General features: G+C 48.9%; 21 protein-coding genes. 11 read left to right on the top strand and 10 right to left on the bottom strand.

Annotation, left to right across the window (positions count from 1 at the left end):
- Positions 1 to 44: 44 nt before the first annotated feature.
- On the top strand, positions 45 to 2,024 hold the full coding sequence (abc-f, locus tag ACFQZE_RS00965; protein ID WP_379352714.1) for a ribosomal protection-like ABC-F family protein: 1,980 nt from the start codon (positions 45 to 47) through the stop codon (positions 2,022 to 2,024).
- 241 nt (positions 2,025 to 2,265) lie between these two features.
- On the opposite strand, the gene ACFQZE_RS00970 is transcribed toward abc-f, so the two are convergent.
- The gene (locus ACFQZE_RS00970) at positions 2,266 to 2,847 is read right to left on the bottom strand and encodes an NAD(P)H-dependent oxidoreductase (RefSeq protein ID WP_379352716.1); all 582 of its coding nucleotides are present in this window, start codon (positions 2,845 to 2,847) and stop codon (positions 2,266 to 2,268) included.
- 124 nt (positions 2,848 to 2,971) lie between these two features.
- On the opposite strand from ACFQZE_RS00970, the gene ACFQZE_RS00975 reads away from it, so the two are divergent.
- Complete coding sequence (locus ACFQZE_RS00975) at positions 2,972 to 3,985, top strand: AraC family transcriptional regulator (protein ID WP_379352718.1); 1,014 nt, start codon at positions 2,972 to 2,974, stop codon at positions 3,983 to 3,985.
- A gap of 154 nt (positions 3,986 to 4,139) precedes the next feature.
- Here ACFQZE_RS00975 and ACFQZE_RS00980 read toward each other — a convergent pair whose 3' ends face one another.
- Both ACFQZE_RS00980 and ACFQZE_RS00985 read right to left on the bottom strand, forming a co-directional pair.
- Positions 4,140 to 4,670, bottom strand: coding sequence for a hypothetical protein (locus ACFQZE_RS00980; protein ID WP_379352720.1), 531 nt, complete (start codon positions 4,668 to 4,670; stop codon positions 4,140 to 4,142).
- 21 nt (positions 4,671 to 4,691) lie between these two features.
- Positions 4,692 to 5,612 carry an aldo/keto reductase gene (locus ACFQZE_RS00985; RefSeq protein ID WP_379352722.1) on the bottom strand — a complete coding sequence of 307 codons (921 nt, stop codon included), beginning with the start codon at positions 5,610 to 5,612 and terminating at the stop codon, positions 4,692 to 4,694.
- Positions 5,613 to 5,764: 152 nt separating this feature from the next.
- On the opposite strand from ACFQZE_RS00985, the gene ACFQZE_RS00990 reads away from it, so the two are divergent.
- Entirely contained in the window at positions 5,765 to 6,148 is a 384-nt protein-coding gene (locus ACFQZE_RS00990) for a MerR family transcriptional regulator (RefSeq protein ID WP_379352724.1), read from the top strand.
- A 45-nt stretch (positions 6,149 to 6,193) separates the two neighbouring features.
- On the opposite strand, the gene shc is transcribed toward ACFQZE_RS00990, so the two are convergent.
- Entirely contained in the window at positions 6,194 to 8,107 is a 1,914-nt protein-coding gene (gene shc / locus ACFQZE_RS00995; RefSeq protein WP_379352726.1) for a squalene--hopene cyclase, read from the bottom strand.
- 146 nt (positions 8,108 to 8,253) lie between these two features.
- Between shc and ACFQZE_RS01000 the strand changes: the two genes are divergently transcribed.
- Together ACFQZE_RS01000 and ACFQZE_RS01005 are read left to right on the top strand one after the other, a co-directional pair.
- Positions 8,254 to 8,880 carry a TetR/AcrR family transcriptional regulator gene (locus tag ACFQZE_RS01000; RefSeq protein WP_379352728.1) on the top strand — a complete coding sequence of 209 codons (627 nt, stop codon included), beginning with the start codon at positions 8,254 to 8,256 and terminating at the stop codon, positions 8,878 to 8,880.
- Between the two features lie 110 nt (positions 8,881 to 8,990).
- Positions 8,991 to 10,397: an MFS transporter gene (locus ACFQZE_RS01005; RefSeq protein ID WP_379352730.1), complete on the top strand. Its 1,407-nt coding sequence runs from the start codon at positions 8,991 to 8,993 to the stop codon at positions 10,395 to 10,397.
- A 79-nt stretch (positions 10,398 to 10,476) separates the two neighbouring features.
- Here the strand turns inward: ACFQZE_RS01005 and ACFQZE_RS01010 are convergent, their stop codons facing one another.
- Entirely contained in the window at positions 10,477 to 10,779 is a 303-nt protein-coding gene (locus ACFQZE_RS01010; RefSeq protein WP_379352732.1) for a putative quinol monooxygenase, read from the bottom strand.
- On the bottom strand, positions 10,779 to 11,774 hold the full coding sequence (locus ACFQZE_RS01015) for a helix-turn-helix transcriptional regulator (protein ID WP_379352734.1): 996 nt from the start codon (positions 11,772 to 11,774) through the stop codon (positions 10,779 to 10,781). The genes ACFQZE_RS01010 and ACFQZE_RS01015 overlap by 1 nt, the downstream gene beginning before the upstream one ends.
- Before the next feature lie 229 nt (positions 11,775 to 12,003).
- On the opposite strand from ACFQZE_RS01015, the gene ACFQZE_RS01020 reads away from it, so the two are divergent.
- Positions 12,004 to 12,453, top strand: a complete 450-nt coding sequence (locus ACFQZE_RS01020) for a VOC family protein (RefSeq protein ID WP_379352736.1) — start codon at positions 12,004 to 12,006, stop codon at positions 12,451 to 12,453.
- Between the two features lie 307 nt (positions 12,454 to 12,760).
- Here ACFQZE_RS01020 and ACFQZE_RS01025 read toward each other — a convergent pair whose 3' ends face one another.
- The gene (locus ACFQZE_RS01025) at positions 12,761 to 14,107 is read right to left on the bottom strand and encodes a lytic polysaccharide monooxygenase (protein ID WP_379355441.1); all 1,347 of its coding nucleotides are present in this window, start codon (positions 14,105 to 14,107) and stop codon (positions 12,761 to 12,763) included.
- Positions 14,108 to 14,383: 276 nt separating this feature from the next.
- Here ACFQZE_RS01025 and ACFQZE_RS01030 point away from each other — a divergent pair, with 276 nt between their 5' ends.
- Positions 14,384 to 16,228: a glycoside hydrolase family 3 protein gene (locus tag ACFQZE_RS01030; RefSeq protein ID WP_379352738.1), complete on the top strand. Its 1,845-nt coding sequence runs from the start codon at positions 14,384 to 14,386 to the stop codon at positions 16,226 to 16,228.
- A gap of 17 nt (positions 16,229 to 16,245) precedes the next feature.
- Here ACFQZE_RS01030 and ACFQZE_RS01035 read toward each other — a convergent pair whose 3' ends face one another.
- Complete coding sequence (locus ACFQZE_RS01035) at positions 16,246 to 17,424, bottom strand: MFS transporter (RefSeq protein ID WP_379352740.1); 1,179 nt, start codon at positions 17,422 to 17,424, stop codon at positions 16,246 to 16,248.
- 239 nt (positions 17,425 to 17,663) lie between these two features.
- On the opposite strand from ACFQZE_RS01035, the gene ACFQZE_RS01040 reads away from it, so the two are divergent.
- A complete protein-coding gene (locus ACFQZE_RS01040) occupies positions 17,664 to 18,014 on the top strand; it encodes a winged helix-turn-helix transcriptional regulator (RefSeq protein WP_379352742.1) in 351 nt (116 codons plus the stop codon).
- A gap of 74 nt (positions 18,015 to 18,088) precedes the next feature.
- On the opposite strand, the gene ACFQZE_RS01045 is transcribed toward ACFQZE_RS01040, so the two are convergent.
- Together ACFQZE_RS01045 and ACFQZE_RS01050 are read right to left on the bottom strand one after the other, a co-directional pair.
- On the bottom strand, positions 18,089 to 18,823 hold the full coding sequence (locus ACFQZE_RS01045) for an SDR family oxidoreductase (protein WP_379352744.1): 735 nt from the start codon (positions 18,821 to 18,823) through the stop codon (positions 18,089 to 18,091).
- 155 nt (positions 18,824 to 18,978) lie between these two features.
- A complete protein-coding gene (locus ACFQZE_RS01050) occupies positions 18,979 to 19,374 on the bottom strand; it encodes a MerR family transcriptional regulator (RefSeq protein WP_379355443.1) in 396 nt (131 codons plus the stop codon).
- 180 nt (positions 19,375 to 19,554) lie between these two features.
- Here ACFQZE_RS01050 and ACFQZE_RS01055 point away from each other — a divergent pair, with 180 nt between their 5' ends.
- Genes ACFQZE_RS01055 through ACFQZE_RS01065 form a run of 3 tightly spaced genes read left to right on the top strand, consistent with a single transcriptional unit; the run spans position 19,555 to position 23,331 of the window.
- Entirely contained in the window at positions 19,555 to 20,640 is a 1,086-nt protein-coding gene (locus tag ACFQZE_RS01055; RefSeq protein WP_379352746.1) for an endospore germination permease, read from the top strand.
- Positions 20,637 to 22,130, top strand: coding sequence for a spore germination protein (locus ACFQZE_RS01060; RefSeq protein ID WP_379352748.1), 1,494 nt, complete (start codon positions 20,637 to 20,639; stop codon positions 22,128 to 22,130). Before ACFQZE_RS01055 ends, ACFQZE_RS01060 begins: the two co-directional genes overlap by 4 nt.
- A gap of 1 nt (position 22,131) precedes the next feature.
- Positions 22,132 to 23,331 carry a Ger(x)C family spore germination protein gene (locus tag ACFQZE_RS01065; RefSeq protein ID WP_379352750.1) on the top strand — a complete coding sequence of 400 codons (1,200 nt, stop codon included), beginning with the start codon at positions 22,132 to 22,134 and terminating at the stop codon, positions 23,329 to 23,331.
- Positions 23,332 to 23,353 lie beyond the last annotated feature (22 nt).

The following is a 23,353-nucleotide window of genomic DNA, read 5'->3' on the forward strand; positions in this document are numbered from 1 at the left end:
GTATAGCTATGCTAGAGTCTTCCACTACCAGGGAGGATCTATCGATGATCATTGTAAACATTCAGGAAATGAAAAAATATCATGCCGCCAATCTTGTGTTGGACGGAGTAACGTTGCAAGTTTATGAAAAAGGGAAAGTGGGGCTGGTCGGCCGCAACGGAAGCGGAAAGTCCACCTTATTTCGTTTAATCGCAGGCCATGAGAAGGCGGACGAAGGAAGCATTGCGATTTCCAAAGGGCTCAAAATCGGTTATTTGCCGCAAGTGCCAGCGGAATTTGACGAGATGAGCGTCTATGACGTGTTGGCGTTCAGCTACCGGGAAACAAAAGAAATGAAAGCGGAAATGGCAGCTCTTGAAGGGAGCATGTCGGAACAGGCCGTTTTAGATAATCCTTCTTTTCTGGAGAAGCTGCTGTCCGCGTATGCCGCATTGCAGGAACGGTTCGAAAGAAGCGGCGGCTACGAGATGGATGCGCAAATCGATCAAGTGGCTGGTGGCCTTGGCATAGACCGCAGTCATGACGGAAGGTTGTTCGGAAGCTTGTCAGGGGGAGAAAAAACAAGAATTGTTTTAGCCTCTCAGCTTGTTGCGAAACCCGACTTGCTATTGCTGGATGAGCCGACCAACCATTTGGATCTAAAAGGAATGGAGTGGCTGGAGCAGTTTTTGTCCCGTTATGAGGGGACTGCCATTATCGTTTCGCATGACCGCTATTTCCTTGATGCCGTGACGAAAACGACGATCGAGCTGGAGGATGGCGAAGCCATTACGTATCATGCGCCGTACAGCGGATATGTGAAGGAGAAGGAAGAGCGGCTGCTCCAGCAATTTGCCGACTACCAAGAGCAGCAAAAAACGATCAAAAAAATGAAAGAATCGATTGCTCAGCTAGAGGGCTGGGGACGCATCGGCGGCAATGAAAAGTTTTTTAAGCGGGCGGCGTCCATTCGAAGGGCGCTTGAAAAGATGGAGAAGCTGAGGCGTCCTGTATTGGAGAGGAAAACGGCTGAATTTTCGCTTTCGCAATCGGATCGTTCTGCCAAAAGAGTGCTTTCTTTTTCGGACGTCCATAAGGAATATGACGGCAGGACGATTTTGAACGGTGCCGAAGGAAGCTTGCTGTACGGAGAGAAGGTCGCTTTGTTAGGTCACAACGGATCGGGGAAAACGACGTTGTTTAAGCTGCTGCTTGGCATGGAAATGCCGGGAGCGGGGGAAATTGCCCTTGGTGAACGGGTGGATATTGGTTATTTGGCTCAGCAAGAACCGGCTGCTAATCTGACGCAGACCGTTCTGGATTATTTTCGCACGGAGGACGGGCTGGAGGAAGGGGAGGCGCGAAACGTGCTTGCCGCCTATTTGTTCTATGGCAATGACGTATTTAAGCCGCTGTCCATGCTGTCCGGCGGCGAATGGTCGAGGCTTAGACTCGCTTTGCTCGTTCGGCGAAAGCCCAATTTGCTGCTGCTTGACGAACCGACGAATCATTTGGACATTGCATCGAGAGAGGCGCTTGAGGAAGCGCTGGAACAATATCCGGGAACGCTGCTCGCGATATCGCATGACCGTTATTTTATAAACCGGATGGCGCAGCGGGTGTGGGAGCTGGAAGACGGCCGGGTTGCCTCCTATTTGGGCAATTATGATGAATATAAAACAAAGCGGGACGAAATGAAGCAGCGCAAACAGCAATCAGCAGAAAATCAGAAATTAGCAGCCTCCCAAAACGGTTTTTTAAATGGCGAGGTCAAACCTTCGGAAAAAGCATCCATGAAGGCAGCCAATAAAGGGCCAGTAACGACTGAAAAAAGGGCTGATCAAACGGCTAAAAAGATCGCTGAGATGGAGAAAGAGCTCGCCAAGATGGAGCAAAACCTTGCCTGCATAGACGAAGAGCTTGCCCGTTTATCCGTAAGCGGTGAAGGAGAGAAGCTGGAGTCGGAGTGGCGGAGGCGGGAAGAGCTGGAACAAGAGCTGAATAGCTTAATGGAGCGCTGGCTGGAGGCATCGAGCGAGAAGTAAAGCTTACTGAAAGCCAACTGTAATAAAAACAAAACGTATCGAAAACAAACCATTGTGAAACGATGAAACAGTAACGAGGTGCAACATCATTTTTCTCAATAGCATCAAAACGCTCAACAGCAAAAAAGCTCGCGTCCACACGCGGGCTTTTTTCATTTCCAGCAGCTTTGCCTCTAGAAGCATTGCCGCTACATTTCCTCTAAAATCATTAAATATTAATGGGGTCTAATCTAAAAAGGATTTAAGCTTGTTTCTCGCCAAGCTGTTTAACGCGTTGAAGCCATTTTTCACGCTGCTCGGGGGTCGATTTGGTGACCGGGTTAATTTCCGTAATGCGCACAGGATTAATTCCGCAAAACATCAAAATGTTTTTTCTCATCGTCTGGAGTCCGGCGCGTCGGTATATAAGGCGATTAAGCCAAGAAGGAGTATCCGATGTGACGATGAGACGGGCCGTCTTTCCTTTCAGCAGCTTTTCCCATTGCGACGAGTTTTCTTTCATTTTGAACGCAAAGCCGGGTAGAAACACTCGATCGAAAAACCCTTTAAAAACAGCCGGCATCGTTCCCCACCAATTGGGGTAAATGAGCACTAAATGATCGGCCCAACTGACCATATCTTGCGCTTCCATTAACTCGGGTTCCAAATCCGTTCGTTTGTGATATCCGTTTTTTAGATTGGGATCAAACGAGATGGCGCTAAGATCGATGATTTTAATATTGGCTCCGGTGACGGAGGCGCCCTCACGATATGCAGCCGCCAAAGCGGAGCAGAAGCTTTTGGGGTACGGATGGCCGATTAAAACTAAAATATTGGATTTCATATGGTAATTCCTCCTATGTGATATAGTGGTGTAAGACTATTACCAGAATAAGAAAATTTTGCTGTGAAATGAATGATCGGCTGCGCAAAAATGATGTTAATACGCGCAATAGGGGGGAAGGGTTTTGAAAAGCCAAGGTGTGGCTATATCCATGGTCATTACGATTATGAAAACGATCGTTCATATGGGTTTCGACGCGGAGAAGTTTTGGCAATACGCCTCCTTTAACGCCGATTTGCTTCAAAATCCGGAAGCGCGCATACCGGTCGAAGAGCTGGAGAGGCTGATGAAGTGTGCTGCGGGCTTTACCGGGGATGACTATTTTGGCTTGCACCAAGGTGCAATCGCAGAAATCGGCGATCTTGGCATACTCGGCTACGTGATGATGCATTCCGGCACGATAGAAGGGGCTGTTGCCGCCTTTCAAAGGTACAACGCCATTTTGTGCAGCGGCTTTAATTTGGATTGGGAAGTACACGGCGAGGATGTGCTGATTCGGCTTCAAATTCAATTTCCGGGGCGTTTGTCCCGGCACTGTGCAGAAGATATGGCAAGTACCATTTACCGGATGATCAGCAGGCTGGCCAGTCGCAAAGTTCCGCTGAAAGAAGTGCAATTTTGTCATGAAGCTCCTCTCGCTACCGAGCCTTATGCGGCCGTATTTGGCAAAACGCCGCAGTTTGGCGGAGAACAAAATCTACTAAAGCTGGACAGAAATATTTTGAATGAAAAAGTGATTTATTCGGATGCGAGGCTGCGCACCGTATTCGAGTCTATTGCCGAAGAAACGGTGAACGGGCTGGCGCAAGGAAGTCCGTTTTCGGAGCGAGTAGCCAAGTGGATGAACAAATGTACGCCGACGTATTTCCCGACTTTGCAGCAAACGGCGCAAGCTTTTCAAACGAGTACAAGATCGTTGCAGTTAAGGCTTAAGGAAGAGGAAACTTCCTTTCAAGAATTGTCCGTTCGGGTACGGAGGGAGCTGGCGATAGGCTATTTGAAAAAGAGAGAATATTCCGTGGGGGAAATTGCGTATGCTTTACATTTTTCGGAGCCGAGCGCTTTTCAGAACGCCTTTAAAAAATGGACGGGACTGACACCGGGACAATATCGCTCTAAAGCGGCGGAAGGGCTGTAGCTAGCAGGAGGGTGTAAACTGTGCATTGGCAAAGGGAACCTGGCTTTTTATAAGGCTGCACGGTTTTTTTTGATCAAAAAAACCGCCGGCGGGAATGGAAAACTCCCGGTCAGCGGCTCATCCAATTTTAATTCAAATATTTATAAAATAATATTTAGACCATCAAAAATCGAATCAAGCCCATACAGGCATAGATGAACAAAACGGTTCCCGCACCGATGCCCGTAATGGCGCTGTAAGCCACTTTCAATTTCGGCGCTATGTAAAGAGCGGCAACTGAGACGGCTACGAGCAGGGCGGCAAGAACATACAGACTGGCATTGTCAAACACAGGGGCAAGCCCGATAAAGTGGACGCCCACTACAAAAGCGATCCAAGGCGCGACATAGTTGGACTTTTTCCACTTGATCAAAGCAAAGGCGCCTGCGCCTGCCAAAAAGAATTCGATATAAACCGTTAGCAAATAAGTATCGAACGAACCGACATTTTTTAAAGCGGAGGCGGCTTCCCAATTGTTTATGCTGAAATATATACCGGCTAAGCTAACTAGCAAGGCTGCTCCGGAAGCGATTCCTAAATATTTGCGCCAGCTCGCTCGGGGATTTTCCTGCGCCCAGCCGAACCAGCAAAAGCTGAACCAGCCGAATACCGCAGCGTACATGGCATAATCCCGTACATAGTCCACACGAATTCCTCCTTTTTTATGTTAAGGGAGAAGCTTGCCGCCTGCGCGGTACATGGCATACCATTCTTCGCGGGTGAGCGGAATATCGGAGCCTTTGCAGCTGTCTTGAAGACGGCTTACGTTAGTCGTTCCAAGCACAACTTGAATATTTGCAGGATGTCTTGTAATCCAGGCTACTGCGATAGCGGCGCTTGTCACGCCGTATTTATCCGCAAGCTGGTCGATTAGCGTGTTCAGCTCGCCGTAGTTTTCCATATCGCCAAGGAAAGGTCCGTCAAAAAATCTTTTTTGGAACGGCGACCAGGCTTGTACGGTAATGTCGTGCAGACGGCAATAATCGAGCACGCCGCTGTCACGGTTGATCGCTTGATCGACGTTCATGTTGAGCGTTATGCCGGAATCAATCATCGGCGTATGAGTGACGCTAAGCTGGAGCTGATTGACGACGAGTTTTTGCCGTACATGCTTTTTCAGCAATTCGATTTGCAGCGGCGTATGGTTCGAAACACCGAAATAGCGCACTTTTCCGCTGGCATGCAGCTGATCGAACGCTTCAGCGACTTCTTCCGGCTCCACTAGAGCATCGGGACGATGCAGCAGCAAAATATCAAGATAATCAGTGTTTAGCCGTTTTAAAATGTTTTCCGTAGAGGAGATGATATGCTCCTTTGAAAAATCAAAAAAACCGCTGCGAATGCCGCACTTGCTTTGGATAATCATGCCTTCCCGAATCGACTTGTTCATGCCGATCGCTTCAGCAAAATGGGTTTCGCATTCCCCTCCGCCATAAATGTCGGCATGATCGTAAAAGTTAATGTTTTGTTCCATAGCGGTTCGAATAAGCTGCTCGGCATCGGCAAGAGACAATTGTTTCAGACGCATGTTGCCTAAAATAAGGTTGGATACGTTTAAATCTGTATTAGCAATGTTTATATATTTCATTTCGTAAAGCCCCTTTCGAGTAGGTTGACTCCCACAGATTAAACGCTAGAGTACACTCTATGTCAACCCCTTTTGTTGATTTGACAAATGGGATGGGCTAGAGTACCCTCAAAGCACGAAATCGAAAAAGAAAAAAGATAGGATGAACGATCATGGGCTTTACCATTTCAGAAGTAGCCGAACGCACTCAGCTGTCCATTCATACAATCCGTTATTATGACAAAGAAGGACTTCTGCCTTTTGTAGAGCGGGAGAATGGAACTCGGGTTTTTCATGAACAGGATATGGACTGGATCGATTTGATCTGCTGCCTGAAGAAAACGGGGATGCCGATTAAAGATATACGCATACTTATTGACCATTGCATGGACAATGATGCCGTTTTGGACAAGGGGCTGGACATTTTGGCCCGACATAAGGAAAAAGTGATGGAGCAGATGAAAGAGCTTCAACAAAGTCTTGTTACCCTTGATTATAAAATGAAACATTTGCCGCAAATGTACAAAGAGAAGTTTCATAGAGGGAATGAACAATAAAAAGTCTTATTCGGCATTAATTGGCCGACTAAGACTTTTTTTGTGTCAGTTATCCGATCCATACTTGGATTTGTAATGAGCAAGCGCGAGAAGCGGCCATATGTAACGATAGCTGTGGTAATGGATATAAAAGTGGCCAGGCAATCCCGCTCCGGTCGGATACACCGTTGCCCAGCTCTCTTCATGCAAAAGAGAAATGAGCCGATCGATGCCTCTATCGATTCCGGGGGTCGGCCGAGGGCTCACTGCAATGAGCGCATCCAGCGCCCAAGCGGTTTGCGACGGCGTGCTGGCACCAAGCGGCACATATCGCTGCATACGGTCGCTGCGGCAAGATTCTCCCCAGCCGCCGTCCTTGTTTTGAATTCGATGAAGCCAGCGGACGGCCCTTTGAATCGTTTTATGATCTTTTGAAAGTCCGGCAGCGACTAATCCGGTCACAGCCGCCCATGTGCCATAAAGATAGCAAACTCCCCATCTGCCGTACCACGAGCCATCGTCTCTTTGATGGCGGATGAGCCTGTCGGCTCCCTTTTTGATAAAGGGGTGAGCATTGGTGTGCAAATGTGCAAAATGGCCGAGATACTCCAGTGTTCGGCCTGTCAAATCCGCTTCTGAAGGATCAATGGCCGCCGATTTGGCCCCGTCAATAGCCAGCCAAGTCAACATTCGACTGTTGGTGTTTTTTTCAAATGCAGGCCAGCCGCCGTCTTTGTTTTGCATAGAGAGCACCCATTGCAGGCCGCGATTCCAAGCTTCTTTCATTTGCGGATCGGTTTTGGACAGGCCATAAATAGCCCGCAACGCGGCAGTGGAATCATCTACATCGGGGTTGATTGTATTGGAGTCGGAGAAGCCCCAGCCGCCGGGTTCGACATGCGGATTGTGCTTGCTCCAGTCCCCCTTTTTCTGATGCTGTCTTTCCAGCAAATACCGATATGCATTAAGCATCGTGGGATGAATGGAAGGGGTGCCGGCTTGCTGCAAAGTATAAGTGATTAAAGCGGTGTCCCATACGGCGGAAGGGGAGTTTTGAATCGTTTGGTACCCATCCGCAGCGCAGCGCATATTAGCTAGTCCCCGGCATGCGTTTAGAATGAGATCGTGATCCTTCTTATATCCAAGAGCCAAAAGCGACAAAACCAGCAGAACGGTGCTTGTTGCGTAACTGTACAAGGAACCGTCCCCTTCTATTCTATCCAGCATAAATTTTTCCGCTTTCTCTAGAGCGACGTCGCGAAGAGAGCGAGGAGAGCCAATGAGATGGCGGGTTCCGGCATGAATGGCGGATAACATCTCCTTATGCGAAAGATCGTCCCCTAGTTGGTCCCGCTCGCCCCTTTCCACGTGGCTGGACGACAAAAGTTTCGTTAAGTGGGGCGTTCGCTCATCGCGAAGAGACCAGTTTTGACTCGCCATAATGAGCATAGGAATTAAGTGGACTCTTGCATAACCTGAAAATTGATAGATGTTGACAGGGAAATCGTCTGGCAGCAACATGACTTCCATTGGGATAGACGTAAGCGATAAGGGCCACTTTCGCTGTCCTGTTGCTGCTAAAATACTTTGGGTTAAAATGCTGGAGACATTCCCTATTCCGCCATGAGCGCCGATATAATGTGCGGCGCGCTGCATAACGTCGTCTTCGGCCTTGCTGTAGCCGGAATAGAGTAGAGCGTAATAAGCTTCAACGGATGCGGACAAATTGCCCTCCGTTTCGTCGCGATACCATTGCCAGCTTCCGTTAGGCTGCTGACGGGATAAAATTCGATCGTGAAGCTGTCGAATCAACGCCTCTTCTTCGTATCCCACTATGCGAAAAAGGATAATTACGTAAGCATCAATAATCGTCCCGTTCTCAAAGCAAAACCGCCAAGAGCCATCTTGCTTTTGCTTTCCCAGCAAAAAAACGGTGAGCCCTTTAATCGCTTCATTCACTCGTTGTATGACATCATGCATCTTTGTTATCCCCTTCAAGCCTTTTTATCATTGTATGAGGAATGAACTATGGAAATGAAAAAGCGAAGGGGGCTAAAGTAATTTGTAAAGGGGTATTGCTATTTCCATAATCATGCAGTATGATGTTTTCAAATGAAAGTAATTACTTGCATACATTCATGGAGCGTGAAAGGGGGATCACCATCACCAGCGGGAAACTAAGCACTGCCGAGAAACTGATGAAAGCGATTATTGATCTTGTCGCGGAATATGGATTTAACGGCGTGACTACAAAAGAAATTGCAGCGACTGCGGGCGTTAACGAAGTCACCTTGTTTCGGCATTTCGGCAACAAGCTGAACTTGCTGGAACAGGCATTCCATCGCTATCATTATGCAGATGAGATGCAGAAGCTGTTTGAGGATAAAATCGTCTACGAGCTGTACGATGATCTTCTTTTAGTTAGCAGAAAGTATCACGAACTGATGAATACCAATCGGAAAGTGATGCAAATCGCTCTGAAAGAAAAACATGTTTTTAAACAGTTCAAGGAACCTTCGCACAAGCATCCGCAGAAGCTTAAAGAGCTTTTAATCGAATATTTTAACGAAATGCGGACGAAGGGCAAATTGGTGGAGTGTAATGTTGAAGTACAGGCGTTGTCCTTTTTGTGGATGAACTATGGAGCTTTTGTAAGCGTGCTGGATGCGGGCAGAATGTCTTATACCGAAAGTACGCTGGATCAGTTTATTGAAGGAAGTGTAAGAACATTAACTAGGGGGTTAACTCCCTAGTCTTTTTTCAAACAAAATGCAAGCAAGTACATGCATTCAATCACTTGCATTTACTGATTTACAGATAACTGACAGACTACTATGAATAGATGAAAAAGGAGAGATTTATAATGCAATCGCAATCGTCAACACCTTCTCGTTCAATAGAACCATTGCTCCGAGTCATGATGTTTACGCTTATGCTCTCGGCGATGGGAGCCATGATGTTTAATATTGTATTGCCGCAAATAAGCGAGCAGTTTCAATTGTCGCTTGCAGAGGTAAGCTGGATGACTTCGGCCTATTCCTTAATTTATGCGGTTGGGACGGTAACGTACGGAAAGCTGTCGGATCGGTTCAAGCTCAAAAACATTTTGACGTTTGGCATATTGCTGTTTTCCGTAGGCTCTGTAATAGGATTGTTTTCGGAAACGTTTTGGGTTGCTTTGTTAGCCAGATGCTTGCAGTCAGCCGGCGCGTCCGCGATTCCGGCCGTGGTCATGCTTATTCCGATTCGATACGTCGCACCGGAACGCAGAGGATCGGCGCTTGGCATGGCTGCAACTGGGCTTGCCCTTGGAGGTGCCGTTGGACCGGTCGTATCGTCGCTGCTTGTTAGCGTCGTCGATTGGAGATGGCTGTTCGCAGTGCCTTTGCTGCTGCTCGCTACACTGCCCTTTTACCGCAAATATCTTGTCGACGAGGCAGAGGGGAAAGGGCAATTCGACTGGCTTGGCGGCTTGCTGCTTGGCGGGATGTCGGCTCTTTTGCTGCTAGGCTTCACCCGTGGTTCCGTCATTTACATTCTTATTGCACTCGCTGCTGGCATCCTGTTTGTTGTGCGGATTCGTATGGCAGCCGAGCCCTTTGTCCGGCCGGAACTGTTTAAAAACCGCGAATATGTAATCAATCTCGCGATCGGCTCATTAGTGAATGCAATTGGCGTTTCACTCTACTTTTTGACTCCGTTTCTACTGTCGAACGTGCAGGCGCTGCCACCGTATTGGATCGGTCTCGCCATGGTGCCTGCAGCGATCGCTTCCGCCATTTTGGGACGCAAGGGAGGGAGACTTGCGGACCGAAATGGCAACGGCGTTTTGCTCGTCGTCGCCTCCAGTCTGCTTATGTTCGGTTTTCTGTTCTTGTCCACCTTTACGACAGCACCTGCATGGGCAATCGCCGCATTCCTTATATTTGGCAATGTCGGCCAGTCATTTATGATGATCGGAATGTCGAATGCCGTTTCCAAAACGTTGCCGCAACAACAGATGGGAGTAGGAATGGGTCTCTTTGCAATGATCAACTTCTTAACGCAGGGCATATCATCGGGCTTATATGGCATTGCCGCGGGCTGGCAAACGTCGCAGCTATGGAATCCGCTTAATGGAAACGCGAACAGCGCCGCATTCAGCAATATTTATTTGATACTTGCTCTTCTGCACGCAGCGTTAATCGCTTTTCATTTCATCCGGTCCGCTTCTTCCCGCAAATCGGCGAGAGTAAGCAAGCCGGAGATGGTTAGCCCGGCAAACCATTAAACATCCGAATTGTCGAGTATCGCAGTCATTGAAGAAAGCGGAAAGTGGAGTGCGGCACAGGGTTCAAGATCCATCAGCGTTAGAGCCCTTTGCCGCCTATCGGCTTTAATTTGATAGGTTCTACTCCAGCAATTAAAGGGCGAGCTACTCCAATGAGCGCGATCGTCTCCTCGTCTTTCAGGGATGCGGCATGAGCAGCTTCGTTGCTCCAAAGCTCGGTTACCCAAACAGAATCGGGATCGTCTTCGGAAATGTTGACGATATAAAGCTCGCAATCGGGGTTTGAACCGAGCGCATCTGCAGCTTGCAGCAAAATGGCGGCAAGCTCATCTCTTTTGCCCGGCTTAGCGATCAATCTTCCGTACATGGTATATTTGCTCATCAAAATTCTCCTTTATCGGCTGAATGTGACTCGGATAGCATCGTTTTGTAATGGAGGGCCAGCTCTTCTCCGATCTGGGCCAGCCTGTGAATAAGCTCATCCGGCTCCAAAATCGTCAGCGCCTTGCCATAAGGCAGCAAATAATAGGGGACGTAAGTTAGCAGCGAGGATGAGGCCAGTGAAAAATAAGCTTCTCCCTCTACACGTTCCGTAAGCGCATGCCCAAACAGCCAATGGCCCTGCAGCTCGTTCAACACCTGCTCATGCGCCTTGATTACGACGCGAACGAGGTTATGGCCCTGCGAAACGTCCGGGAGCAGCTGACCCAGCATAAATTGTTTTGCGGAAAAGGAAGCGGGGCGTTCGAACCGGCGTTCGGACGGTTCAAGCTTTAATATCCGGTCTACCCTGAAGCTGCGCAAATCGTTTCTCAACCGGCAAAATCCGGCCGTATACCACTTTCCTTTCCAGTGGACAATGGCATACGGATCGTAAGCTCTCGCTTTCGCATCTCCGCGTCCCTTATCGTAAACCATTTCGAGAGACAGGCCATCGGAGGCCGCTTGTTCCAGCAGCTGAAGGAAACCGTCTTGTCCGCTAGAGGACGTAGATATGACGGAAAGACCGCTTTTGTGACGCTCCATCCGTTCAAGCTGATTCCCGTTTGTGTATCGTTTCAGCTTTTCCATGGCTCGTTCGAGCGCTTCCGTAAAGGGGTAGCCAGCCGCTTCCGCAAAGGCGGATGCCTGAACTAGCGCTTTCTGCTCTTCCATATCAAACATAAGCGGAGCATCTGCAAATCGGCCGATCATTTGATAGCCGCCGTTAGGCCCGGGCTCAGCCATAATTGGCGCTCCGCTGGCGCACAATGAATCAATGCAGCGGTAGACGGTTCGAATATGGATTTCCAGCTCATCGGCTAATTGCTTAGCCGTCAGTTTCCTCCCGGATCTTAGCAGCCATAGAATGGACAGCATCGTATCTGCTTTTGACATCTTGGCGACGACCCTCTCTGCTTCGAATTTATCTCGATTATGGAAGGAGATTTGCTCCGAGTCAATCCCAGTATAACCGATAATGCTGACAGTTTTAGTCAGTCATTTTCGGGCGAGGAGATAAATCACAAGTTTCGCAATTGGGAAGAAACGGCGAAGAGAAATATAGGGTAAGATAAGGATGTCGGGGGCAAATAGCCTAATTTGATAAGGTTAGGGGCGAAATCGCATGCAAAAAATTACGACCTTTTTATGGTTTGATTCAGAGGCTGAGGAAGCGATGGAGTTTTATACATCGGTCTTTAATGACTCGGCGGTCATAAGCGTGCAGCGGCACGAAGGGAAAGTAATGTCAGGCACCTTTCAGCTGGAAGGGCAACAGTTTATGGCGTTGAACGGGGGGCCGCATTTTTCGTTTACGCCGGCCATTTCCTTATTTGTAAGCTGCGATACTCAGCAGGAAGTGGACGAACTTTGGAACAGGCTAGTTGAAGGCGGCGAAGAGTCGCGCTGCGGCTGGCTGAAGGACAGATTCGGACTATCATGGCAAATTATCCCGAAGGCGCTTGGCGAGCTGCTTCATGATCCTGACCCCGTCAAAGCGGGGCGTGTTATGCAAGCTATGCTTGGCATGAACAAAATTATAATAGAAGATTTGCAGCGTGCATACGAAGGATAGAGAATAATAAAGAGATAAATCGTGGTACATGAAACCGCGAAAAGGATAGGAGTCCCGGCCAGGGACCAAATGGATTATGAGAGATCAAATGATCGGTTGATTAACGTTTGTTCCTTAACGTCAAAAAGCGCGAGTCTGGAGGGAATTTCCCTTCATGCTCGCGCTTTTTGATTGTTCAGAGCTGAAATTTGTTTTTTGCCAACTAGCCAAACGTAGCTATCGTAAGAGGGTTATTCGAAACGGTAAATATCATTTCAATCGAATGGCAGCCCTGTTTAGAGCCGGCATTCGTTTTCTTTAAAAGATGCTATTTCAACAGCCAGAGAGAAGCCGCATTCGTTGGTTCCCAGCCGACAATCGACGTATGACTCACCCTGCTTTCATAGGTGGCGCCGTTGTAAGTGACAAGCGTCCCTGCCGGGTAGTTGACATTCGGCGCCCATGCCGGAGCCGTCGTGCCTGACGCAGTTGTGCCGCTTACCGTACTAGCCGCTGATTGATTGCCTGCCGCATCGATGGCATAGACGGTAAAAGAATAAGTCGTCGCTGGTGTAAGTCCCGTAACTGTATAAGAAAGCGTACTGCCGGAGACGGTTGTTACGAGTGTAGTGCCCCGATAAATGCGGTATCCCGTAACGCCGACATTATCGGTTGATGCGTTCCACATCAAGTTGATGGCGGATGAGGTAGCGGTTCCCATCACATGCAGTCCGCCTGGAGCTGTAGGAGCCTGAGTATCGGTTCCCGTTATATTGTTGGTTGTTACCGTTATGGTATTGCTTGCGGCTGATTCGTTTCCAGCGGCGTCAATCGCCTTGACATTGAAGGAGTAGGCGGTGTTCGCCGTCAGCGCTGTAACGTTGTAAGTTAGAGTTGAACCGGTTACCGTGGCGTTAAGTACGGTTCCGCGGTAAATTCGGTAGCCTGTAACGCCAACATTGTCAGTAGAGGCACTCCACGACAGCGCAACGCTTGTAGCCGTTTTGGACGGTGAAGTCAAAGCGGACGGCGCAGTTGGCGCTTGTGTATCGGTTGGATTCGAGCCTCCGAAATTAACGTCAATTACATTATAAAAGGCGTTAGGCGTATCCGCGACTTCCCAAACTGCCAAAATGACATGGTATCCGCTTCTCGCAGGAACGTTGCAAGTGTTCGAATAGGAGTAAGGCGGCTGCCCGCTATAAGGTACCGAGCAGAATGGAGTAAGATCGAAGGAGTTGCGCGAAAGCGCAGCGTTTGGATTCCAGCCTGTTTTCGTAATATAGTATTTCCAGCTGGCCGTAGAGTGAGCTGCCGTCAATTTCCATGTAAACGTGTTCTGGCCGGATGAAATATTGACTTTCGCCCAGCGTGTGGAGGACTGCTGGTCAAGTTCGGGGAAAGCGCCGGCTGCGCTTGCAATTTGGCCGTCGGCTGGGCCGGCGTTAGGGAAACCTTTAGGAGCTTCCAAACTTTGCGGCTCGTAAACGATTGCACCGCAATTCGTATTTTGGCCGGATTTACACAATGCCGCCCGGCTGGCAGGCCCTTCTACGTATCCATGCGCGGATATTTGCTGGGCGAACAATGTAAAGCCTAATACAGCGGCAAGCAGCATGCCGATCCCAATCAGCACATGCTTAAGGGTAAAGCGGGTCGAACGAACGGAATGAATTGTCAATGAAAAAACCTCCTCAAGGATAGGTGGGTTGCCATGCAAAAGAACCGAAAGAAACGTTCACCTCCTTTCGTCTGAATCATTCTACTCGGCAGCCCGCCATAATATGAGGGACATTTGAATAAATAAATCAAAAGCTTGAACCGAACAATCAAATCAGCGTTACATTTGCGCAGGCTTCGGCGAAAGGGTAATCATTCATTCCTTTTTAGTAAAAAATGAAATAAAATGGAAATAGTTCGGGGAAGTAAATAGGATGAAAGAAGGTCCATTATGAACGCGAAGCGAAAAGTAATTTGGGCTATTGCAGTACCGGCGCTTTCCATTATAGTGCTTGTCCTGACAATCGTTTTGTTGAAATCAAATCAATCGGAGTCAAACCATCCGGGCAGTCCGTCTCCGCCAAACGCAAGTGCCCCTACGACAACTCCTTCAACCTCCGCAGCATCTTCTCTGCAAGAGAAAGCAAAGCAAATGATGTCGGAAATGAGCGACAGGGCATTAATTGGCCAACTTGTCATGTACACTCCAACACTCGAGGCGGATTCGTTTTCAAAAGAGATGATTCAAAAATACGCCATCGGAAGCGCTTTATTAAACCGGCAGACAGAAACGGCAGTCGAAACGGCGGAGCTCGCCAATCGTTTGCAGCAATGGGCTGCCGAAACGGAGTCGGCCATCCCGTTGTTTATTTCCGGAGATATGGAATACGGCGCCGCCCAACGGGTTCCGGGGGAAGCGACCGTGCTGCCGAGAAGTATGGCAATCGCGGCAACTGGCAAAGTGGAATACGCGGAGCTGGCTGCCAAGCTGACGGCTGAAGAAGCGAAGGCGCTTGGATTTCAGTGGAGCTTTTCCCCCGTTGCGGATGTCAATGCCAACCCGCTTAACCCCGTCATCGGAGTCCGCTCGTTTGGCGGTGACGCTAATGTTGTTAGCCGCATGGTGGTAGCGCAGGTTAAAGCTTATGCAGACGCCGGAGTGATCGCAAGCGCCAAACATTTTCCCGGACATGGGGATACCGCGTTTGATTCGCATTCGACGTTGTCTAAAGTGACGTATAGCGGTGAAGTTCTGCGGAGTGTGCATTTGGCTCCGTTCAAGGCAGCGATTGACGCGGGCATTCCTGCGATCATGACGGCTCATGTCATTGTCGAAGCGATCGATCCGAATTTGCCGGCCACCCTCTCGGAAAAGGTGTTGACCGGGCTTTTGCGCAAAGAGATGGGATTTGAAGGAATAATCGTGACGGATGCGATGGTGATGGAGGCGATATCGAATCATTGGGGCGCGGGAGAAGCAGCCGTTATGGCGATTAACGCGGGAGCGGACATCGTGATGGCTAACGGTTCGGAAATCGACCAAGTACAGACGGCCGAGGCGCTCTATGAAGCGTTGCAAAACGGCAATTTAAAAAGAAGCCGCGTAGAGGAGTCCGTTCAAACAATACTGGAGCAGAAAATAAGACTGGGCATGTTCGAATCCCGCTATGTAGACGTCAAGAAAGCGGAAAATATAGTCGGTTCCGATGTGTATAAAGAACAAGCTGCCCGGATAGCGGCAGACTCCATTACTTTGCTGCGAAACGAAGGAGTGCTGCCTTTTGACGCGGAGTCGAACGAAACGACTTTTGTTGTGAGCATGGTATATGGGGAGGAAATTGCGGAATCGGTGAAAAGGGCGGGGGCAGGGAATGTGATTGCCTTTCAAGCCGCCGAAGCGGCGGGAGAGCGGCCGGACACGGACAAAACCGCCATTCAGGAGGCGGTTCGTCTTGCCGAGACAGCGGATCGAATTGCCGTATTTACTTATTCGGACAGGCAAATTCCGAACGGGCAAATCGAGCTTGTTCGAAGGCTGACCGCGCTCGGCAAACCTATTGCCGTCGTATCTCTTGGCCTTCCTAGCGATATAACGGCCTTTCCCGATGTTCCCGCTTATTTGGCCGCTTATGCGCTGGATACATGGTACTGGGTAACTCCGATTCCAGTCTCATGGGAAGCGGCCGTACATGTTTTATTTGGGACAGAGCCAGTGGGCAAGCTTCCGCTCCGTATAAGCGACGAATATGAGCAAGGGTTCGGTCTTCGCTATGGGGGCCTTGCGTCGGGCGAATAAGGCTAGGGCTGCTAATCTTATGCGGAGAAAGAACGCGAGCGAGCCGAGCCGGCCGCGAAAATAGCCGCGCCAATCGCGAGCCCCAGTCCAAGCATCAATGCTGCAATCCAAGGATGATACTTAAGCGTAGCGGCCTGATATACGCCAAGGCCGCCTATGCCCGCGCCTGCAGCAAGGCCAAGGTGGATGATAGACGTATGAATGCTTAGAATAAAATTAGCCGCTTGAGGAGCTTTTTGAATGAAATAGCTTTGCATAGCCGGTCCCGCAGCAAACATTGAAAAGAAAATTAGCCCGAGCAACAGAAGCGACATCCAGTAGTTTCCTCCCGCGAGCGGCAGCAGCGAAAGCGCGGCGATGTGGGTTATTACCGCTGCCGCAATAACGGGAACGGCACCCCGGCGATCTACGCTATACCCTCCTAGTTTCGAACCGAGAGCGCCTACTAGACCGAATACGAGCATAATGATGCCGATTTGAGACAATTCGAGCGAATGCAGCTCTTGGAGATATGGCGTCATATAAGTGAGAAGGACGGAGCCGCCTCCTTCGCGGAACAGCGACAGAAGCAATCCGGCGAGCACGGCAGAACTGCCTAACCATTTAATCGATTTCTTAAACGATACAGGCTCATCGCCATCCACTTCGGGAAGAAGCCGGTAGATCATAGCGCCTGCGAGGAGAGCAAGCAAGCTCAGTATTGCAAATATGGCTTGCCAATTTAACCATTCCGTAATGACGATGCCGATGGGGACACCCGCAATCAGCGCGCTGCTGAAACCGAGAATAATTGTTGCGATCGTGCTTCCAAGCTTCTCCGGTTGAACGAGCTTCGCTGCCGTCCCTATGGAGACGACTAGATATACGCCGGAGCTGACTCCAAGCAATATGCGGGCGAACATCAATACAACAAACGTTTGACTTGCAACAGATACAATTCCGCCAAGCACAAAAGCGGCAATCGCGCCGAGCAGCACCTTTTTGCGTCCGATTCTAGATGCGAGCGAAATGACGATAGGGGTGCCGATTGCAAAAGATAGGGAATAAGCCGTAATCAATTGTCCCGCTAATCCGATAGAAATGTTCAGGTCGCCGGCTATCTCTGCCAATATACCCGAGACGACCAGCTCTGACGTGGCCGTAACAAAAACTCCGATTGCAAGCAAATAAACGATCCATTTAACCATGGTGATCATCCTCTCCGTTCTCTTGGTTGTATTATAATAACGTTACTTTATTTATGTAAGAACGCAAATGAAATGGATATAATCCAAATATATTGACTAACTATATTAAAGTAAGTGTGAACACCTTCCTGTTGGGCTTGCGACATAGTAGAAACTGAACTTACAGATTGTAAAAAGAATAAGGCAAGAAGTAGAATAGTGTATGATTACGACTGCGGTCTAACGGTCATACAGGAGGAAAGGAATCTATGGAGGATAGGACAGAAGAAACGAGGGGGCCAGCGCAGTTCTCTCATATTTGTTCCGTTCTGCAAATATTGGACGGAAAATGGTCATTTTTAATTATTGCCTTATTGTCGGATGGTCCCAAAAGGTTTCAACAGCTGCACCGGGATGCCGCTGTAATCAAAACGCAGTCGCTCACAAATGCTCTGCGCCTTTTGGAGAAAAACGGCATCGTTTTCCGCGCGGTGTTTCCGACGGTACCCGTATCGGTTGAATACAGCTTGACGGAAAAAGGGAGAGATTTTTTAACTTCATTGGGCGAAATGCAGCGTTGGGCGGAAAAATGGGATGCGAATGTTGGGCCGAGACGATAGTTTGCCATTGAACAAAAAGAGAGCAGCCGATAAGCGGCCTGCTCTCTTTTTATTTCGTATGATTCCTTGAGCAGCTATACGAGTCTAGCGCCGCCGTCGATCGTTAACGTAATGCCGGTTGTATAGGAGCTTTCCAACAAAAACAAAATGCCGTCCGCAATTTCGTCCGCAGAGGCAATATGCCGAACGGGCAATGTGGGGGCTAGCGAGGCGAACCAGGCCTGCCTTTGTTCTGTAGGCGTCCCATGATGCAGAGGCGTATTGGCGTAGCCGGGGGAGATCACATTTACTCGAACGGGAGCCAGTTCCACAGCCAGCACTCGCCCCAAATGTTCGAGAGCGCCGTGTACAGCCGATGGAATGGCTGCGCCCGGAACAGCCTTGTCGCCAAAAAAGCCAGATGTAAGCGTAATGGAGCCGTGATCCCGAATATAGGCGGCGGCGTGACGGACGGCATGATAAGGTCCCCAGAAGCGGCTTTCGAATTGCTCTCTGGCACTGGCTGTATCAAGCGTCGCCACATTTCCGGTGCCATGCGTCAACTCTCCGGCCGTTACGATGAGATGATCGATTTCCCCAGCCCCGGAGAAGAAGCTCCGTACTTCGTCTTCGTTGCGTGCGTCGAGCACAGCATGATGGATTGTGCCGAAAAAGTCGGCAGTCGCCTCTTGCAACCGCTCCCGGTTGCGGCCGACAATGGTCACAACGGCGCCTAGGTCAGATGCTTTTTTGGCGGCAGCCAAACCAATGCCGGAGCTTCCTCCAATGACCACGACATGATTTCCTTTCAAATTGCTTTTTACGCCCATCGTTTTTCATTCTCCTTCCTGGAATGCAAAGATAAATGACGTTAACGTTAACGTAAAGGTTTAGTCGCAGAAATAGGCCATTTAAGCCAAATTTCTCTACTAAACGTCATGCGCGCAGCCCGATATTTCTAATTCGCTTTAGCTGAGGGCATTGTTTAGAGCTTGCGGTTGTCCGCTAACGGCGACATTTGGTCGACGATAGACTGTATCCGATTTTTATTTTGTATAAGTTCGTTTCTAAATTGCGTCAAAGAAGCGAGTTTCGCATCCGTTTCTTCCAGATGCCGATCCAGTAGTTGAAGCACCTGCCGTTTTCCTTCCACAATAGTCGACTCTTCAAAATAGAGATCGATGACGGTGCCGATTTCCACCAAACTAAGCCCAATGCCCTTCAACACATTGATTTTGAGCAGCCGCTGCAAAGCCTCGTCGCTATAATAATGAAATCCGTTGCTCTCTTGAGCTACGTTTCCCAGCAAGCCCAAGCTTTGATAGTGGCGGATGGTGCGAGGAGTGACGCTCGCTCGCTTGGCCAGCTCGCCGATCAGCATATTCACTTTCTATTCAACTCCCAACCATGACGTTAACGTTAAGGGTAGTATAGTGTTCAATCCAATTTATGTCAATCATGAAATGTTTAATTAGTGGTGAAAAGTGCGCTAGCGCATAATTGGACATCCGTGGGGAAATATACCAGCATATCCGTCCGTCCATAAATTGGAGGTATGCGCTTGGAAGTTTCATTCTCAAGAATACAAATCGTTTTTTTGCTGCTGCTTTCGATTGGCATTTCCAACCATGTCCTAATTATTCCGCATCTCATTCAAGCTACCGGACGCGACGCTTGGGTTAGCATTGTGGCCGGGTATTTTATTTTGCTGTTATGGAGCGCCCTTCTTTACCGCGTTTTGAAATCGATGCGTACCTTCACGTTTAATGACTGGCTGAAAGCGAAAAGCGGACAGACCGGCTTTTGGCTAATAGGGGGAAGCTTGCTCCTTTATTTTCTAATTGCCGGCAGCATGATCATTTACGACACATCGCAAAACGTAAATATTTATTTTTTGCCAGAAACGAACCGGCTTGTCATTATTTTGACGTTTGTGCTGGTTTCCTACTTTACCGTATACGCTGGCTTGCAAACACTCATTTATGTTTCCGTCTTGCTTCTGCCTATCGTCTGGCTGCTGGGCATGAGCGTTTCTATGCTCACTATGGGAAGCAAAGATTACGGAATGATCAAGCCGCTCATGGCCGAAGGGTTTCACGCTCAGTTGGACGGCAGCATTATCGTATTTGGCGGCAGCATCGATCTGCTCGTTTTGCTTCTATTGCAGCACAGGATGAAAAAGCCGATTAATTACGCGACGTTTTTTATTGCGCTTACGATATTGGTCGGTCTCATACTGGGTCCCTCCATCGGCTCGATTACCGCATTTGGCCCTGATCAGGCGAGCGAAATGAGATTTCCCGCCTTCGAGCAGTGGCGGCTCGTTATGGTTGGCCAATATATTTCCCATGTCGATTATTTGGCCGTCTTTCAGCTGCTGGCGGGAAGCATCGTTCGGACAGGCCTTTGCATTCACCTCATTTCTGAAATTATCGTCATCCGAAGCAAAAAATGGAGACAAATCGCTTTAATAACCGGAACTTTGGTAATGTCCGCACCTGCGCTGCTCGATATAAGCGATATTAAAATGCAGGATTGGATTCACCTCTATTTTTACAATAGCTCTATGGTATGGGGAATTGCAGTGACCCTCGCTTTATTTGCTATATCGTTTGTTAAAAAAGGGAAGGGAGCGAGGCAGAAGTGAGAGAGGCAACGAAGGAAAACGAGCTGTACCCGGAGCTCGAAGCTGCGCTGACACAAGGCAAGCTCGACGGCACGATGCTGAAAAAAGCTTTTTCCGCTTATGCGGATCTCCATTTCCCCTCCGTTCCGATTCCGGAAGCTTCGGGCCGCTTGACGGCTATTTTTTGCGAGGGAATGATCGACAGAACGCAGCTCAACGATCATTTTTACGGCTTATGCCAATTCGCGCTTGTTTCCGCAGGTTTGGCGGATGAGGGGGATGGAGGACCGGAAGAGCTTCCGATTGTGGAGCATGGTCAGTCGATCGAACAAATGCTGGACGCTCTGTTTACCGGCAAGCTCATCCTTTTTGCGGAAGGGGAGGCGCGATTTTGGATCGTTTTTATTTCAAACATCCCGCAAAGGCAGCCGGAGGAATCCAACACGGAAATTTCGATTAAAGGGCCGAGGGACGCTTTTACGGAAGAGATGTGTACGAACATAGGGCTAATCCGCAAACGAATGCGTACCAGCATGCTTTTTTCGGAACAGTTTGAGATAGGTACGATGAGCAAAACTAGAGTGACGCTGCTGTATTTGAAAAATAAAGCGGACGAGACGATCGTAAAAGAAGCGCGCAAACGGCTGTCCACACTGGAGGCCGAGAGCATTTTGAGCAGCGGGCAACTGGAACAATGGATAGCCGATCGGACCTATTCTTTGCTCCCGCTGCTTGACTATATCGGCCGGCCCGATTTTGTAGTGGAGACGCTGCTGCGGGGACGGCTCGCCATTATCGTTGACGGTTCTCCAATGGCGCTGATCGGCCCGGTCAATTTTTTGGAGCTGCTGAAATCGCCTGAGGATGTCCATCATCCTTATTATTATGTAATGACGCAGCGGTTGCTTCGTCTGTTGGGTTTGCTGCTCAGCATCTTTTTGCCGGGGTTTTGGATTGCGATGGCTTCGGTCAATCCGGATCAAATCCCGTTTTCGCTAGTTTCAACTGTTGTGATTTCCCGAGAGGGCGTGCCTTTGCCGCTGTTTTTGGAAACGTTCCTGCTGCTGTTTTTGTTCGAGCTGCTGAGGGAGGCGGGCGTCCGTATGCCGAAGGCGGTCGGGCAGACGATTGGCATTGTCGGCGGCCTTATTATCGGAGATTCGCTTATTCGGGCGGGACTGGCTTCGCCTACGCTGCTTGTTGTCATCGCGATTGCGGCGGTTGCCACCTTTTCGCTCGTCAATCAATCGTTGTCCGGGAGCGTCAGCTTGTTTCGGGCCGTCATTTTGCTCGTATCCGCCTTTTTAGGAATCTACGGTTTTATGCTTTGTTTGTTTGCCTGCATCATATATATTTGTCAGCTTAGTTCCTTTGGCGTCCCGTATGTCGATCCTATCGTTTCATTCCGCTATCGAGAATGGCTGGATGCGCTGCTCATGAATCCATTTAAGCGCCGGAGAGTGAAGCCGATGAAGATGGACCGTAAAATGCCGCAAAAGGGTGATTCTTAACGTGAGAAAATTTGCTGCTGTGTCAGTTATGATCGCATTGCTTTCGCTATCTGCATCAGCGTGTACGAGCGATGTCAAAAATATAGAACGGATCAATTATGCAACGGCGATCGGGGTCGACTACAAGGATGGGGAATATTACGGCTATATTCAGTTTATCGACTTGCAATCCGAAGCGAAAACGGCGGAAGGCAACAAAAGCGACGCGCATATTTTGATCGGGGAATCAAAGGGGAAAACGTTTGAAGAATCGTTTTTTAACTTGTACCGCACTTCGCAAGAGCGAATCTATTGGGGGCATATGACGGCGTTATTGATTAGCGATTCTGCGATCAAACACGGAATTGACATTATTTTGGACAGCGTGACCCGTTATTACGAGTTCCGGCTGACCCCTTATATTTTTGCAACTAGAGGGTCGGTCAAAGAGATTTTGAATGTGGGCGGCTTTTACGGTCAATCGTCGCTCAGCACTTTGCTCCACGAGCCGGAGGGCAATTACTCTCAAACGTCTTTGATTCATTCGCTCAGATTGCATCGTCTGATCAGCGATCTTCACGAGCCCGGCTTTACGACATGTATACCTACGCTTGCGATTAATAGAAAGCAATGGATGGACAGAGAAAAAAGCAAGCCGATGTTATATATCGACGGGGCGGTCTTTTACCAAAACGAAAGCTATCGGGGATATATCCCTTTGAAGCAGCTCGACGGCTTGCGCTGGATCCAAGAGGGTGCCATAAGATCAGGTATTGCGGTGCCGAACTCAAAAGAAGCTTCCGTTCATGTCGTTATCGAAAACCCTACGCATAAGATTAAAATCGTGCCAGGTGGGGGAAACACCCCCCAATACGATTTGCATATCCGGGCCGTCGGGTTTGTTACTAACCGTCTAACGAATGAAATATCCGAGATGTCTCAATTAACGGAAGCGACCAAAGCGGCAATCGAAGAAGAAATAAGAGGTTTGCATGCGTTAAGCGTAAAAACCAAAACCGATATTTTCAACTTGGAATACAAGCTGTTTCGGAATCGGTACAAGCTGTGGAAATCCAATGCCGCTGCAAGAAATAGTGTGTTTGAAAGCGATTCTTTGCGAAACATCGAGATCGATTTGAACATCAGAAATACCGGCTCGTTAAAAAACAGAGTGTCAAAGCCGGTGAAGCTGAATGATGGAAAAGGGGAAATTCAACAATAACGGTGCGTGGCCGAAGCCATGC

The organism is Paenibacillus sp. GCM10027627, from assembly GCF_042675505.1.
Classification (GTDB): domain Bacteria; phylum Bacillota; class Bacilli; order Paenibacillales; family Paenibacillaceae; genus Pristimantibacillus.